General features: G+C 69.3%; 13 protein-coding genes. 8 read left to right on the top strand and 5 right to left on the bottom strand.

The window, feature by feature from the left end; translation table 11 throughout:
• Nucleotides 1-166 precede the first annotated feature (166 nt).
• Nucleotides 167-1,651: a lysyl oxidase family protein gene (locus ACZ6ZD_RS19190; protein ID WP_465673849.1), complete on the top strand. Its 1,485-nt coding sequence runs from the start codon at nt 167-169 to the stop codon at nt 1,649-1,651.
• 54 nt (nt 1,652-1,705) lie between these two features.
• Here the strand turns inward: ACZ6ZD_RS19190 and ACZ6ZD_RS19185 are convergent, their stop codons facing one another.
• On the bottom strand, nt 1,706-3,232 hold the full coding sequence (locus ACZ6ZD_RS19185) for an MFS transporter (RefSeq protein WP_465673847.1): 1,527 nt from the start codon (nt 3,230-3,232) through the stop codon (nt 1,706-1,708).
• Nucleotides 3,233-3,356: 124 nt separating this feature from the next.
• On the opposite strand from ACZ6ZD_RS19185, the gene ACZ6ZD_RS19180 reads away from it, so the two are divergent.
• A complete protein-coding gene (locus ACZ6ZD_RS19180) occupies nt 3,357-4,229 on the top strand; it encodes a LysR substrate-binding domain-containing protein (protein WP_465673845.1) in 873 nt (290 codons plus the stop codon).
• On the opposite strand, the gene ACZ6ZD_RS19175 is transcribed toward ACZ6ZD_RS19180, so the two are convergent.
• Nucleotides 4,226-5,026, bottom strand: a complete 801-nt coding sequence (locus ACZ6ZD_RS19175) for a UbiA family prenyltransferase (protein ID WP_465673843.1) — start codon at nt 5,024-5,026, stop codon at nt 4,226-4,228. The genes ACZ6ZD_RS19180 and ACZ6ZD_RS19175 overlap by 4 nt on opposite strands.
• An 18-nt stretch (nt 5,027-5,044) precedes the next feature.
• Between ACZ6ZD_RS19175 and ACZ6ZD_RS19170 the strand changes: the two genes are divergently transcribed.
• The 4 genes from ACZ6ZD_RS19170 (at nt 5,045) to ACZ6ZD_RS19155 (ending at nt 8,310) form a co-directional block, all read left to right on the top strand.
• Nucleotides 5,045-6,097, top strand: coding sequence for a type III polyketide synthase (locus tag ACZ6ZD_RS19170; protein WP_465673841.1), 1,053 nt, complete (start codon nt 5,045-5,047; stop codon nt 6,095-6,097).
• Nucleotides 6,097-6,606 (top strand): isoprenylcysteine carboxyl methyltransferase family protein, encoded by a 510-nt coding sequence (locus ACZ6ZD_RS19165; protein WP_465673839.1) that lies wholly within the window; start codon nt 6,097-6,099, stop codon nt 6,604-6,606. The genes ACZ6ZD_RS19170 and ACZ6ZD_RS19165 overlap by 1 nt, the downstream gene beginning before the upstream one ends.
• The gene (locus tag ACZ6ZD_RS19160) at nt 6,603-7,616 is read left to right on the top strand and encodes an NAD(P)/FAD-dependent oxidoreductase (RefSeq protein ID WP_465673837.1); all 1,014 of its coding nucleotides are present in this window, start codon (nt 6,603-6,605) and stop codon (nt 7,614-7,616) included. Before ACZ6ZD_RS19165 ends, ACZ6ZD_RS19160 begins: the two co-directional genes overlap by 4 nt.
• A gap of 109 nt (nt 7,617-7,725) precedes the next feature.
• Nucleotides 7,726-8,310 (top strand): DUF305 domain-containing protein, encoded by a 585-nt coding sequence (locus tag ACZ6ZD_RS19155; RefSeq protein WP_465673835.1) that lies wholly within the window; start codon nt 7,726-7,728, stop codon nt 8,308-8,310.
• Nucleotides 8,311-8,518: 208 nt separating this feature from the next.
• Here the strand turns inward: ACZ6ZD_RS19155 and ACZ6ZD_RS19150 are convergent, their stop codons facing one another.
• On the bottom strand, nt 8,519-10,066 hold the full coding sequence (locus ACZ6ZD_RS19150) for a PucR family transcriptional regulator (protein ID WP_465673833.1): 1,548 nt from the start codon (nt 10,064-10,066) through the stop codon (nt 8,519-8,521).
• Nucleotides 10,067-10,156: 90 nt separating this feature from the next.
• Here ACZ6ZD_RS19150 and ACZ6ZD_RS19145 point away from each other — a divergent pair, with 90 nt between their 5' ends.
• Nucleotides 10,157-11,422 carry an NAD(P)/FAD-dependent oxidoreductase gene (locus tag ACZ6ZD_RS19145; protein WP_465673831.1) on the top strand — a complete coding sequence of 422 codons (1,266 nt, stop codon included), beginning with the start codon at nt 10,157-10,159 and terminating at the stop codon, nt 11,420-11,422.
• 246 nt (nt 11,423-11,668) lie between these two features.
• On the opposite strand, the gene trxA is transcribed toward ACZ6ZD_RS19145, so the two are convergent.
• Complete coding sequence (gene trxA, locus ACZ6ZD_RS19140; protein ID WP_465673829.1) at nt 11,669-12,058, bottom strand: thioredoxin; 390 nt, start codon at nt 12,056-12,058, stop codon at nt 11,669-11,671.
• Between the two features lie 67 nt (nt 12,059-12,125).
• Complete coding sequence (locus ACZ6ZD_RS19135) at nt 12,126-13,001, bottom strand: aldo/keto reductase (RefSeq protein ID WP_465673827.1); 876 nt, start codon at nt 12,999-13,001, stop codon at nt 12,126-12,128.
• Between the two features lie 416 nt (nt 13,002-13,417).
• Between ACZ6ZD_RS19135 and ACZ6ZD_RS19130 the strand changes: the two genes are divergently transcribed.
• Entirely contained in the window at nt 13,418-14,704 is a 1,287-nt protein-coding gene (locus ACZ6ZD_RS19130; protein ID WP_465673825.1) for a hypothetical protein, read from the top strand.
• The last annotated feature ends 5 nt before the right edge of the window (nt 14,705-14,709 follow it).

Genomic DNA, 14,709 nt, shown 5'->3' with positions numbered 1-14,709 from the left:
AAGTATTCAGGCCCGATGACTCTGAGTGCTGGCTGTGACACGAATGGCACATGTTCTTGATCAACCTCTCGCGGGGGGCCGCGCGTCCTACGTCCCAGAGGGCCGGCTCGTGAGGATCCGGCTCGATGAAGGAGGGGGTTCCATCATCATCACGTCGAACAAGGCCGTGCGAACGGCCATTGCGGCGGCGAGCGCCGTCGGTCTGGTCGCCGTCGCGGCGTCCAGCGCGACGGCAGCAGGGACGGCGGCGCCCGCCAGGCCCGCGCTGGCCCTGGTCTCGCCGGTCACCGAGGTCACGCTGGACGCCGACCCGGAGTACGGCACGCAGCTGAATCTGAGCACATACGTCGTGGCCGGCAACGCGCCGATCGAGGTCCGGGCGACCCGGGCGAACTTCAACTCGCCGGTGGTCGCCAAGCAGTACGTGAAGGGTAAGCCGGTGGCGATGCCGAAGCGGCTCGTCACGGACTTCTCCGGTCTGGGTAAGTTCCTGCACGTCGCGCTGACCGACGCCAAGGGCAAGAAGGTACTCGACGTCGACCAGTCGCTGTGCCTGAACGGCGACGGCTCGCGGACCCGGCCGGACGCGCCGGCCACCTCGCCGTACCCGGACTACTGCAACTCCAACCCGTTCACCACGGGCGCGGTCTGGGGTCTGCAGACCGGCTGGTCGGCCAGCACGTTCTCGTACGAGGACAAGCCGGTCAAACTTGCCGTCGGCAAGTACAAGGCCGTCATCACCGTCAACAAGGCCTACCGGGACCTGTTCAAGATCCCGGCGAACCAGTCGAAGCTCACGATGAACGTGAACATCGTCCCGGGTGACCCCGGCTGCGACCCGGGTCACGGCGACGGCTGCCGTTCGGCCCAGGGCAAGCAGGGCCCGGCGCCGAAGGCCAAGGCGCTGCAGCCGCACGCGAAGCGCCCGACCGGTAAGCCGTCGACGCCGAAGGGCCCGAAGCCGGACCTGGTCTCGGTACCCGCGTGGGGGATGGCGATCACCAAGGGCGAGGAGGGGACGGCCGACGCCGACCGCGAGTACCTGGCGTTCGCGGCGACCGTCTGGAACGCCGGCCCGTCGCCGCTGGTCCTGGACGGTTTCCGCCGCCAGGGCAAGGACCTGATGGACGCGTTCCAGTACTTCTACGACGACAAGGGTAAGGAGATCGGGTACCAGAACACCGGCACGATGGAGTGGGATCCGCGGGAGGGCCACGTGCACTGGCACTTCACCGACTTCGCGCGGTACAGCCTGCTGAACGGCAAGCAGTCCGAGGTCGTCCGCAGCCAGAAGGAAGCCTTCTGCCTGGCCGCGACCGACATGATGGACTACACGGTGAAGAACGCGAACTGGCACCCGATGAACACCGACCTGCACACCGCCTGCGGTGACCACACGTCGCTGTCGGTGCGTGAGGTGCTGGACGTCGGATCCGGTGACACCTACAACCAGACCAAGCCGGGTCAGTCGTTCGACATCACCGACCTGCCGAACGGCGAGTACTTCGTCGAGGTCAAGGCCAACCCGGAGGGCAAGTTGTTCGAGGGCAACACCAAGAACAACGTCGCGCTCCGCAAGGTGATCCTGGGCGGCGTGAAGGGCGCCCGGACGGTCAAGGTGCCGCCGGTCGGCGTGATCGACGCACCGTAATTGTCTGAGAAGACCCCGTGGCCCGCTCTCGCCGGCGGTCCACGGGGTCTTCGGCTATCTGCGCGTCCGGCGAGCGCTCAGCCGCGAGCGCCGCGACCGGCCCTCGGCCGGACAACGCCGGGCCTGCCCCGCGCTCTGCCCGCCGGACGGCCATCTCTCGTGCGCCGGCACCGGCTCGACCGGCGCCGGGGCCGCGACGCGGATCGTGCTCTGCTGCAGCGCGAGGCGGATCGGGGCCTGGTGCCACGGCGAGCGCGTCCGGACGACGACGATCCGGAAGCGGCCGTCCTTGCGCAGCCGCAGACCGATCGCGATGGTGGCGATCGCCGGGACGAGACCGGCGAGGGCGAGGCTGATCCGGGCGCCGAAGTTCTGCGCGATCAGGCCGACCAGCGGGCCGCCGATCGCGCCGCCGCCGATGAAGACCAGGTTGTAGAGACCGGAGACGCGGCCGCGCAGCTTGTCCGGCGTGGTCAGCTGCACCATCGACTGGCAGGCGGTCAGGAACATCAGCGTCGCCATCCCCATCGCGGCGAGCACGGGGATGAAGGTCCACAGCGATGGCTGGATCGCGGCCAGTACCTCGGTGACCGTGAGCAGGGTCGCGATACCGACCAGGTTGCGCAGGCGGGTCGGACGGACGCGACGGGCCGACAACAGCGCACCGGCCAGTGCGCCGACGGCCACCACCGAGTTCAGGACGCCGTACCCGGTCGCGCCGGTGTGGAAGACGCGGTCCGCGAACGCCGTCAGGGTCACGGGGAGGCTGATCGCGAACATGCCGTAGATGCCGACCAGGGCGATGGCCCAGCGGACGGCGGGCTCGTGGAACGCGTACTGCAGGCCGTCGCGGAGCCCGTCCCGGATCCGCAGGCCGGCCTGTTTGGCCGCCTTCTTCGCGGGCATCTCGCTCTCCCGCATCCGGAGCAGCGCGGTGATCGAGGCGAAGAACGTGCAGGCGTTGATCGCGAACGCCCAGCCCGCGCCGAGCGAGCCGAGCAGGACGCCGCCGAGCGCCGGGCCGATCATGCTGCCGAGCTGGAACGTCGACGACACCATGCTGATCGCGTTCCGGACGCGGTCGCGGCCGACGAGTTCGGTGACGAAGGACTGGCGGGTCGGGTTGTCGACGGCGGTGGCCAGGCCGAGGAAGAGCGCCATCGTGTAGACCTGCCAGACCTGCACGTCGCCGGTGAACGCGAGGACCGCGAGGACGGCGGCCGCGGTGCCCATCGAGATCTGGGTGACGAGCAGGATCTTCCGCTTCGGGAACCGGTCGGCGATCACGCCGCCGTACAGGCCGAGCAGGAGGGTGGGGAGGAACTGGAGCGCGGTGGTGATCCCGACCGCGGTGGCGCTGCCGGTGATCGTCAGGACCAGCCAGTCCTGGGCGATGCGCTGGATCCAGCCGCCGGTCGAGCTGACCAGCAGGCCGCTGACCAGGAGGCGGAAGTTGCGCACCTGGAGGGCGCTGAAGGTGTCGCGGAACCCGGGGCGGCGGAGGGGTTCGGTGCGGGGCGTCGTGGTGTGGGTGTGGAAGTCGGCTTCTTCTCGGACAGGACCGCTGGTCCGGGTGGTCAAAGGTGTTCCCTACGCGAGTGGGGTTGTCAGGGGAGGACATGTCCATACTTGTCGATCGGTCCTGGATTCCGACAGCGAATTACTCCTATTAGTCTTATTGCGTCCTGCAATAGGAGGTGTATCGATGTACGACCCGGACCAGCTGCGCACGTTCCTGGCGGTCGCCCAGTCGCTCAGCTTCACCCAGGCGGCCGACCGGCTCGGGATCCGGCAGCCGACGGTCAGCCAGCACATCCGCAAACTGGAAGGCGCCGTCGGCCGGCCGCTGTTCCTGCGCGACACCCGGACGGTCACACTGACCGCGGATGGCGAGGCGATGGCCGGCTTCGCGCGGACCATCCTGGCCGCGCACGAGGAGGCGGCCGGCTACTTCACCGGCTCGGAGCTGCGCGGCCGGCTGCGCTTCGGCGTCACGGACGACCTGGCGCTGACGCCGCTGCCGCGCATCCTGCGCGACTTCCGGCAGCTGTACCCGCGGATCGATCTGGAGCTGACAGTCGCCCAGAGCCCCAATCTGCTCCGGCGGGTCGAGTCCGGTCATCTGGACCTCGCGTACGTCAAACACTCGGTCGGGACGGCGTACGAGCCGAACGGACGCCTGGTACGCCGAGACCCGCTCGTCTGGGCCGGCATCGCGGGCACGCGGATCGCTCCGGACGGTCCGGTCCCGCTGGTCGCGTATCAGGCGCCCAGCCTGAGCCGGTCGCTCGGTGTGCAGACGCTGGAGCAGGCAGGGCGGTCCTGCCGGATCACCTGCATCGTGCGCGGTGTGAACGGCGTACTGGCTGCTGTGCGGGCCGGGCTGGGTATCGGGATCTTCGCGCGGTCGCTGATGCCGGTCGACCTGGTGGAGCCGCCTCCAAGCGCGGGGCTGCCGGAGCTGCCGGCCATCGACCTGGTGCTGATCACCAACCCGCGTGCGGCGAAGGAGCCCGCGGAGGCCTTGACTGCGGCCATTCTGGGCAGCAATGCGCCGTTGAAGCCGGACGCCGCCTAGAGCGCGGTTCCGCTGAGGATCAGGCTCACGACACTCACTGCTGCGATTCCGAGGGTCAGGAGGAACGGCGCCGTCCGCCAGGCGACCACTACGGCCAGCAGGCCGGCGACGAGACCTAATGCGATCCAGCCGACCACTCCGATCGGTCCGGGTGGCGGAATGGTCAGGAGCGCGGCGGAGGCCGCCAGCGGGATGGGCGCGAGCAGCCGGGCGTTGGCGCCGAGGCGCTGCGGCCAGCCGCGGACTCCGGTCGCCAGATCGTCTTGTAGGTCCGGTACGACGTTTGCCAGGTGGGCACCGACGCCTAGTAGTGCTCCGGCGGCCGTCGCCCACCAGGGCGCCCAGGTGTGCGTGGTGCCGAGGGTGACGAACGAGGGTAGTGCGCCGAAGGCAACGGCGTACGGGAGCCAGGAGATCGCGGTGGACTTCAGGCCGAGGTTGTAGGCCCAGGCGCACGCGACGAACAGCAGGTGGATCAGACCGGCCGCCAGTCCGTTGGCCAGCGATACGGGGATGGTGACGACCAACATGACTCCGGCGGCGACAGCGAGCGTGCGGCGACTCACCAGTCCGCGCACCACCGGCTTGTCTTTCCGGTTCACAATGGTGTCGCGGGCGGCATCTATCGCGTCATTGCTCCAGCCGATCGAGAGGTGGCCGGTGAGGATCGTTGCTGCGACCAGGAGACATCCGGCTGGACTACGCCCTGCGGACCAGGCCAGCGCCGTGACGAGCGCCGTCACCGCGACGGTCGGCCCGAGGTGGCAGGCCAGCAGCAGACCACGCAGTGTTCGCACCGACACCACGATGGCACGATGACGCGGGTCGCGGCGGTTCGGCCCGCGTTGCCGCCGTACCGGTATCAGCAGGCAGAGCTGACCGAGGCCTTCGCGGCAATGTGTCTGCCGGACGGTCGCGGGACTGCGCTGCTCCAGCGACTGCACGCGAACGCGGGCGTCTCCACACGGCATTTGGCGTTGCCGTTGGAGCAGTACAGCGAGCTGAAGGACTTTGGTGCGGCGAACGACGCCTGGATCGCCGCTGCGGTTGATCTGGGTGCCGAGGCGGTTGCGGGAGCGGTAGCGGACGCCGGGCTCGCGCTGTCGGACGTCGACGTCCTGATGTTCACCACTGTCACCGGTGTGGCCGCGCCGTCGATCGATGCGCGGGTTGCGGTGCGGCTGGGGCTGCGGGAGGACGTGAAGCGGCTACCGCTGTTTGGGCTGGGCTGCGTCGGTGGTGCGGCCGGGATCGCGCGGCTGCACGACTATCTGCTTGCTTGGCCGACGCAGGTCGCCGTACTGCTCTCTGTCGAGCTCTGCTCGCTCACGTTGCAGCGGGACGACTCCTCACTGCCCAACTTGGTTGGTGGTGCTCTGTTCGGGGACGGCGCGGCTGCTGTCTTACTGACCGGGTCGTCGCACCCGGCCGCGGCCGGTCCGTCGGTCGTGGCGACGCGGAGCCGGTTGTATCCGGACTCCGAGCGGGTGATGGGCTGGGACGTCGGGTCCGGTGGGTTCCGGATCGTGCTGGGGGCCGACGTCCCGGAGGTGGTGCGGACGTACCTCGGCGGCGACGTACGGGCGTTTCTGGGCGACCACGGGCTGACTGTGCCGGAGATCGAGACGTGGGTGAGCCATCCTGGCGGGCCGAAGGTGCTGGAGGCTGTGGCCGAGACACTCGACCTGCGGCCCGGTGCGCTCGACCTCACCTGGAAGTCGCTCGATGCGGTCGGCAACCTCTCCTCGTCGTCCGTGCTGCATGTACTAGGTGAAACGATGGCGATGCATCCTGCCCGCGAGGGCCCCGGCGTACTGCTCGCGATGGGTCCTGGCTTCTGTTCCGAGCTTGTCCTGCTGGAGTGGTGATGGTCTGGTACGTCGTACTCGTAGTACTGGTCGGCTTCGAACGGGTGGCCGAGCTGGTCGTCTCACTGCGCAACGCCAAGTGGAGCTTTGCCCAGGGCGGTGTGGAGTCGGGCCAGGGGCACTACCCGTTCATGGTCGTTCTGCACACCGGTCTGCTGGCCGGCTGCGTCGTCGAAGCCTTCTTCCGGCCCTTCGTCCCTGCACTTGGCTGGACGATGTTCGCCCTGGTCCTCCTCTCGCAGGCCCTCCGCTGGTGGTGCATCACCGTTCTGGGCCGGCAGTGGAACACCAGGGTGATCGTCGTACCGGGTCTGCAGCTGGTCGCCCGCGGCCCCTACAAGCTCCTGCGGCACCCCAACTACGTCGCTGTGATCCTCGAGGGCATCGCACTGCCCTTGGTCCACAGCGCCTGGATCACCGCAGTGGTTTTCACCGCGCTGAACATCCCGCTGCTCGCGGTCCGCATCCGCACCGAAGAGGCTGCCCTTACGAGCGCCCTCCACCGGTGATCGACCTCTTGGTAGCCGGCTGCGGCCCGGCCGGCGCCGCCACCGCCATCCGCGCCAAACTCGCCGGCCTCTCCGTACTAGTAGTCGAACCCCGCGAAGCGCCCATCGACAAAGCCTGCGGCGAAGGCATCGCCCACTCCGCCGTCGGCTACCTCGACCGCCTCGGCGTCGACGTCCCCGGCCGCCCTTTCCACGGCATCCGCTACCTCGACCCGCTCCACTCGGTCGAAGCCCGCTTCACCACCGGCCCCGGCCTCGGCGTCCGCCGCACCCAGCTCCACCAAGCCCTCCACACCCGCCTCCGCACCCTGGACATCCCCGTTATCCACACCCGGGTGGGGCCCATCACCCAAACCCCCTCCTCTGTAACCGCCGCCGGCCACACCGCCCGCTACCTAGCCGCCGCCGACGGCCTCCACTCACCCATCCGCCGCCACCTGGGCCTGGGCGTACAGACGGCGGGTGTACGGCGCGGGCTTCGGCAGCACTTCGCGGTGACGCCTTGGACTGACTTGGTGGAGGTGTACTGGTCGCGGCTGGGGGAGGCGTACGTGACGCCTGTTGCTGACGACCTGGTGGGGGTAGCGGTGCTGACCAGCGCGACGGGCAGCTTCGACTCACACCTGGAGGCGTTTCCGGCATTAAGAGACAGACTGCGCGGTGTCGCCCCTGCGTCGAGCGTGCTGGGCGCCGGTCCATTGCGCCAGCGGGTGCGACGCCGGGTCGCCGGGCGGGTGCTCCTGGTGGGGGACGCCGCTGGGTACGTCGACGCGCTCACGGGGGAGGGGATCGCGGTGGCGCTCCGGACGTCGGCTGAGCTGGTGGACTGCATCCGCGACGACCGACCGGGGGACTACGAGGCCGCCTGGCGCCGGGTGTCGCGGGAGTGCCGCCTGCTGACCGCTTCGTTGCTCTGGGCCCGCAACAACCGCCTGCTCGCGCCGAACATCGTTCCGGCCGCAGCCCGGCTGCCCGGTGTCTTCGCGCACATCGCCAACCGCCTCACCTGAGAGGCCCTGTCGGCTTTCCGACACCCTCTGTACCTACTCCACCACCCTCGGTACCCTCACCACACCGCACCCCCTCGCGACCACCGCCCCAGTCTTGAGGAGTCTGCTCATGAAAGCTCTCGCTGCCCTGGCGCTGCTCGCCGCCCTCGCCGGCTGCGGATCCGCGCCCGCAGCCGCCCCCGCGGCGCCCACGCCCACTCCGACGCCGACTCCCGCGGTCAGCACGGCGCCGGGCGAGCTGAAGATCGATCCGTCGTTCAACTCCGAGGACCTGGCCTGGATCGAGCTCATGATCCCGATGGACGACCAGCTGCTCCGGGTGCTCGGGATGGCCGAGCAGCAGGCGTCCGACCCCGCCGTCCGCGCCTTCGCGACCAGCGTCGCCAACGGGCACCGGGCCGAGCTGGAGCGGCTCAAGGAGACCCGGACCCGGTCCGGTCTGCCGATCCGCAACCCGCACGAAGGTCACGACATGCTCGGCATGATGACCGAGCCCGAAATCGTTGCCCTCGGCAAGACCTCCGGCCCGGACTTCGACAAGTCGTTCCGGACGAACCTCAAGGAACACCTGGACGAGTCGATCGTGATGGCCAACAACCTCGGCAAGATGGGCAAGGACCCGCAGACGAAACAATTCGCCGCCGGTATCGCCGTCAGCCGCGCAGCGCAGCTCAAGGAGCTCGCGGCGCTGTGAACGCGCAAAGGGGCCCGGCGATCGCTCAGACAATCGCCGGGCCCATGAGCCCGAGCCTCCTGGTGAAAGGCTCGGACCCGGCCGCCGCTCCAGCCTCCTGGTGAAAGGCTGGATCAGCGACAAGGAAGACTCTGTCAGCCGGATGTTGCCCAACCATTGCCGGAACATGAAGCCTTGTTACACGGGCCTGTGGCGTAAATCTCAGTGCTCAGTGCTCGGTTCGCACCGTCGCGATCTGCAATTGCAAGGCCAGTCGTTCCACTGGATCACTCAGGTCCAGTTCGGCGATCTCGCCGATCCGTTTCATCCGGTGCCGCAAGGTGTTCGTGTGCAGATGCAGCTCCCGCGCCGCGCGCTGCGGCTGCCCCGGATGCTCCAGCCAGGACTGCAAGGTCTCGACATAGCCGGTGTCGTGTTCGATGTCGTGCCGCAGCAGCGTTGCCAGCGGACCGTCCATCTTGTTCACGTCCAACGACATCACCGCCCGGTGCACGGTCAGCACGTGCCAGGCCTGCTCCACCCGCAACGCCGGCCCCGGTGCGACGCCTCGGCGTACCAGCCCTAACAGCTCCACCGCCTCAGCCCGCGAGCTCGGCAGATCTGCCGGACCGCGCGCCGGACCGCCTGCTGCGGCCACAGTCCCCGGGGCAGTCTTGCTCTGCTCAGCCACCAGCTTCGCCAACCACGGCCACGACCCGGGCCCCTCGGCATCCGTCACCACTGCGAGCACTGTCCCGTCCAGGTCGGCCAGATGCGGGTCGCTCCACCCGTGCCGCCGTCCGATCGACTCCCACAGGTCGAGCTGCTGCGGGACGTCGTACCCCTCCGGCGACCCGAGTGCGACCACGCGCCAGGGCTGCGGCGGTAGGCGTACGTCGACCGGGTTGTCCGGCGAGAACTGTCGTAGCAGCGTCCGCAGCCGGTCGATCGCACTGCGCCGCGCTACGTCGGCCTGCGCGCGCAGCCGCAACATGTGCAATGCCAACACCGAGGCCGCGTTACTGAGCTCCGCAGTGACGTCGTCACTCACCGGACCATCGACAACCGCCCAGATAGAGCCCAGCCACTCACCACCAGCCCGCACCGGGACGACGAGACGCGGCCGGATCCCGTTCGGCCCATCCGGCACCAGAAACGGCTCGCTGGACCGCGCCAGCCGCCGAAAGATCCCCCGAGCCCGGAAGTGCGCAATCACCTCAGCCGGCACCCGTCGTCCGACAATGGTCGAAACCCGCGTCGGGTCGGTGAAGTCCTGATTAGAGGAGTAGGCGAGCACCCGCGACTGGTTGTCCTCAATCGTCACCGGCGCATCCACAATCGCCGCGGCCGCGTCAGCCAGCGCGAACAGGTCCTGATGGACGCCGGCGTCCCCGGCGACTGGAGAGTCGGGTGCTGCTGCCCGGTCGATGACGCCGCGCAGCAGCCACACCACATGGGCCCACGTGACACTCGGCTGCAGCGCAACCAGCGTCAGCAGCCACCGCTCCGCCGCAGCGATGACAGTCGTCTCCTGAGCCAGCGTCGTCCGCAGTACGACGCCTGACGCGTTTCCGGCCGCGCAGCGCTCGACCAGCTCGATAGCATCCTCGGCGTCCCGCAGACCGAGCCCGAGCACCAGATCGCCCGGCTGACCGGTCGCCGGCTCCTGCGGGTCGGCCAGGAACACATCCCGGACCTCGGCGTCACCTTTGCCAGGCACCACCACGTCGAACAGCGCGGGGCCGACGGCAGTGACCAGGTCAGGCGCGGTGATCATGAAGTTATTGTGCGCTGAGCACAGTCATTTGTCCCGCGAATGGTGTGATCGCACCATGACAGCGCTCCGGAGCGGGCGCACCATCGATACATGGTCGCTGCTGGTTCCACTCATATCGTTCCCGACCGCGTCGCTGTCGTCGGCGCGGGCATGGTTGGTCTGGCTACCGCCTGGTTCCTCCAGGAGGCGGGCGTCGAGGTCACCGTGCTCGATCGCGAAGGCGTCGCCGCAGGCGCATCCTGGGGTAACGCGGGCTGGCTGACGCCGGGCCTGGCCACTCCGCTCCCGGAGCCGGCCGTCCTCAAGTACGGCGTCCGCGCGGTGCTGAGCCCGTCGTCCCCGGTGTACGTGCCGCCGAGCGCGAGCCCCCGGCTGCTCAACTTCCTGACCCGGTTCGCGCGGAACAGCACGGCCGGTCGCTGGAAGACCGCGATGGAGGCGCTGGTCCCGATCAACCGGCAGGCGCTGCCGGCGTTCGACTTCCTGGCCAAGGCCGGCGTCGAGGCGCAGACGTACGAGGCGAAGTCCTTCCTCGCGGCGTACCGGACCGAGGCCGAGCGCAGCGTCCTGCTCGAGGAGATCGAGCACATCCACGCCGCCGGCCAGGGCATCGAGTTCGAGGCCATCACCGGTGACGACGCCCGTGAGATCGAGCCGTCGCTGTCCGACGAGATCGGCGCGGCGATCCGGCTGCACGGCCAGCGCTTCATCAACCCCGGCGAGTACGTCGAGCTGCTCGCCGACTCGGTCCGCGCCCGCGGCGGCCAGATCATCAGCGGCGTCGTCGTCAAAGACATCATCGACGAGATCCGCGGCGTCCGGCTGATCACCGGCGACGGCGAGACCGACCCGTTCGACGCGGTCGTGATGGCCACCGGCGCCTGGCTGACCGACCTGGCCAAGGACTTCGGCGTCAAGACCGTCGTCCAGGCCGGCCGCGGCTACAGCTTCAGCGTCCCGATCGCGCATGTCCCGGCCGGGCCGGTCTACTTCCCGGCTCAGCGGGTCGCCTGTACGCCGCTCGGCGACCGGCTGCGGGTCGCGGGGATGATGGAGTTCCGTAAACCCGAGGCGAAACTGGATCCGCGCCGGATCGACGCGATCGTCGAGGCGGCCCGTCCGCTGCTCCGCGACGCCGACCTGGACGCCCGTACGTTCGAGTGGGTCGGCCCGCGGCCCTGCACCCCCGACGGCCTCCCGATCATCGGGGCCACCGCCTCGCCGCGCGTCTTCGCGGCCGGCGGGCACGGGATGTGGGGGATCACCCTCGGCCCGATCACCGGCCAGCTGCTGGCCGAGACCATCACCACCGGACGTACCCCGAGGGAGCTCGCGCCGTTTGACCCACTGCGCTGAGCCCCGTGGAGGGACCGGCGTCGACCGGTCCCTCACCGGGTGCTGACCACGCCTCTGACGGCACGAGGTGAACCCTTCCGGACGGCAGCCTCACCCGCCCGGCAACCACCAGGCTCACCTCGCGCCGCACCGGTCAGCACCCCGGAGCGGGCCCTGGATGTCGATCTCCTGCCCAGGGCCCGCTCCCGTACGACGAACGAGCCCCGGACTCCTGTCGGAGGAGCCCGGGGCTTCGTTCGTACGGTGTCAGTGCGTGTGCGGCTCGGTGCCGTGCTCGGCCTCGTGGGCCGCGATCTGCGCGCGGACCTCGTCCATGTCGACCGCCCGCAGCTGGGTGATCAGGTCCTCCAGCGCGGCGGCCGGCAGCGCGCCCGGCTGGGAGTACAGGACGACGCCGTCCCGGACCGCCATCAGCGTCGGGATCGACCGGATCTCGAAGGCCTGCGCCAGCTCGACCTGCGCCTCGGTGTCCACCTTGGCGAACCGGATGTCGTCATGGGTCTCCGACGACTTCTCGAACACCGGACCGAACATCTTGCACGGGCCACACCACTCCGCCCAGAAGTCGACCAGGACGAGGCCTTCGCCACCGACGACCGCGTCGAAGTTCTCCTGGGACAGCTCGACCGTTGCCACTACGACCTCCGAAGTTAGACGACTACAGGTCCTTCAACACCGAACCGCCCGCTGGTGTTCCCCAGGCTCAGATCGGCATGTCCACGAACGGGGAAGCGTAGTCCCGGACCTCCTGGAGGATCGAGGCGGCGTCATCGGCGGACAGCTCGGCCCGCTCCCGCTCGGCGATGATCATCTGTTTGAGCAGCCGGGTCTCGCCCGCGGTCGCCAGCCCGGTGATCTCGGGGTGCCCGTTCAGCAGCCAGGCGGTCGCCGCGGTGATGTACCGCTGCTCGTCGAACGGCCGGTACCAGGTGTCGTACGTCTTCTCCTCGCCGTCGCGCCAGCCGCGCCGGGCGATCATCTTGATCGTCATCAGCGCGGCGTCCGACGCCTGGACGGCGGCGACCAGCTCGGCGTAGTCCGCGGCGTACTGCGGATCGGTCGACAGGTGGTAGTTGAGCGGCGTGAGCACGGAGTCGAAGTCGAAGCGGCGCAGGCCCTCGCGGTGCACGGACGGCGCCTGCGCGGTGTGACCGGTGATGCCGATCGCGCCGACCAGTCCCTCTTCCTTCGCCCGGACGGCGGCCTCCAGCGAGCCGCCCTTACCGGTCACCAGGTCGAGGTTCTCCAGGTCGCAGACGGCGTGCATCTGGATCAGGTCGATGTGGTCGGTGCGCATCCGCTCCAGCGAGCGATTGATCTCGGCCCACGCCTCGTCGTACGTCCGCCGGCCGGTCTTGGTGGCGAGGAAGATCCGGTCCCGGATCTCGGGCATCCGCGGGCCCAGGCGGAGCTCGGCATCACCGTAGTCGGCCGCGACGTCGAAGTGGTTGAAACCGGCGTCCAGGGCCTCCTGGATCGACGCATCGGCGCGGTCCTGGTCGACGCCGCCGAGCGAGGCGGCGCCGAAGATCAGTACCGAGGACTGGTGGCCGAGCCGGCCCAGTCGGCGAGTTTCCATCCGGGTCCTCCAGGGGTAGCAGGGGTACTGCGACCCTATGCCCGGACAAAGCGGTTTTGACCCCTCGCCACGGGAGAGTTTTCCACAGGGGAGACCGCGAATCGGTTACTATGCGTGATCAGTTGGTGCGTTCTCATACCATGTTGTTCGCACGGATTTTCGAATCTGTCGGCGGCGTGTGGCATGGTGTGCGCTGCGTGGTCGAGTGAGCGGGAATGAGAGAGGAGCTATGGCGACGGTACCGAAGGTGTCACGCTTGGCGGATCAGGGTGACACTGCCCGCGTGCGGGGTAACAGTATGGCTGCGGGGAGCGATGGAACATCCGGATCCTGGTCCCAGGGCTCCCGATGGACAGTTGCTTGCCGTATTCTCCCGGCTACTGTCCGCGTAACTGCTGTCTGAGGGGCGGGTAGGTATGAGTTGGTGGCGAACTTTGCTGAATCTGCCGCCAAAAGGTGAGCACTGGGCGGACCAACGGCGGCCGAAGAAGGCTGGCCGAGGGCGCCCGCAGAGCACCGCACCGGAGTGGTGGCAACACCCCGACGGCCCGGTGTCACCCACCCCTCGCCAGGCCCAGGGCGTAGCCGCGCAGTACTCCGCGCCGCAGGGTCCGCCGCCGGCCGGTGGGGTGATGGCTCCGCCACGTCGTCCGGGCGCGCCGCAGCCTGGTCCTGGGGCCGGTCAGACCGGTCCTGGTCCGGCCGGCCCGCCGCCGGAGCAGCGCACCGGTCAGCGCCCGCCCGAGCGGCTGCGGCAGCGCTCGCCGCATGGCGCTCACGCCGCCCCTGGTCCCGTCCGCGAGGTCCTGGAGCCCGGCCAGGCCCCCTGGTCGACCGAGCCCGAGTCGTCCTTCTCCACCTGGGCCCGGCGGTTCTTCCGCGGCCTGGTGGTCGCCGTCCTCCTGCTCGCGGCGATCAGCGGCATCCGCTCGTGGATCAGCCCGAACCGCACACCGGAGACGATCGTCACCGGCCAGAACAGCTTCCCCGCGGACGAGTCGCGCGCGATCGCGACGCGGTACGCGATCTCCTACCTGACCTGGGACGAACAGGCCCCGGATGCGCGCTCCGCGCAGGTCAAGCTCGATCTCGCCAGCGGCCTGGACACCCGCGCCGGGTGGAACGGCCGCGGCAAGCAGACCGCGACGATCGCCTACCCGGGTGAGGTCAAGGTCGACCCGGGCGGGATCGCGGCGGTCGTCGACGTCCGCGTCCGCGTCCAGTCGTACTACTTGAAGGGCCGGGTCTGGACGCCGGGCGCCAGCTCCTGGCAGCGGCTCTCGATCCCCGTCGCGCGGACGGCGGCCCGCGTCGTGGCCAGCGGCGCCCCGACCTTCGTCCCGGACGGCAGCGCCCCGCTCCCGCAGAACCTTCCGGAGTCCGGCGTCCCGGACGACGACCTCACGGCCGCAACGCTCAAGGACGCGGAGGCGTTCTTCAGTGCGTACGCCGAGTCCGACAACAAGGTGTCGGCGGTGACGGCGCCGGGCGCGACCATCCGCAGCCTGGGCGGCGCGGTCAAGCTCGAGAAACTCAAGGACTGGCAGGTCTACACCGGCAACGACGACGAGCGCCGGGCGACCGCCGCCGTCACCTGGGACGGCGCGGGGGACACCGCTCTGGACCAGACGTACACGCTCACGTTGAGGCGTACTGTCGCCACCGACGGAGCACAGCGATGGCAAGTGGCCGCCGTCGGATGACAACA

Source organism: Kribbella sp. NPDC104218, assembly GCF_055584105.1.
Note: the sequence above shows the minus strand (reverse complement) of the source record. Positions and strands in the feature narration are given on the sequence as shown.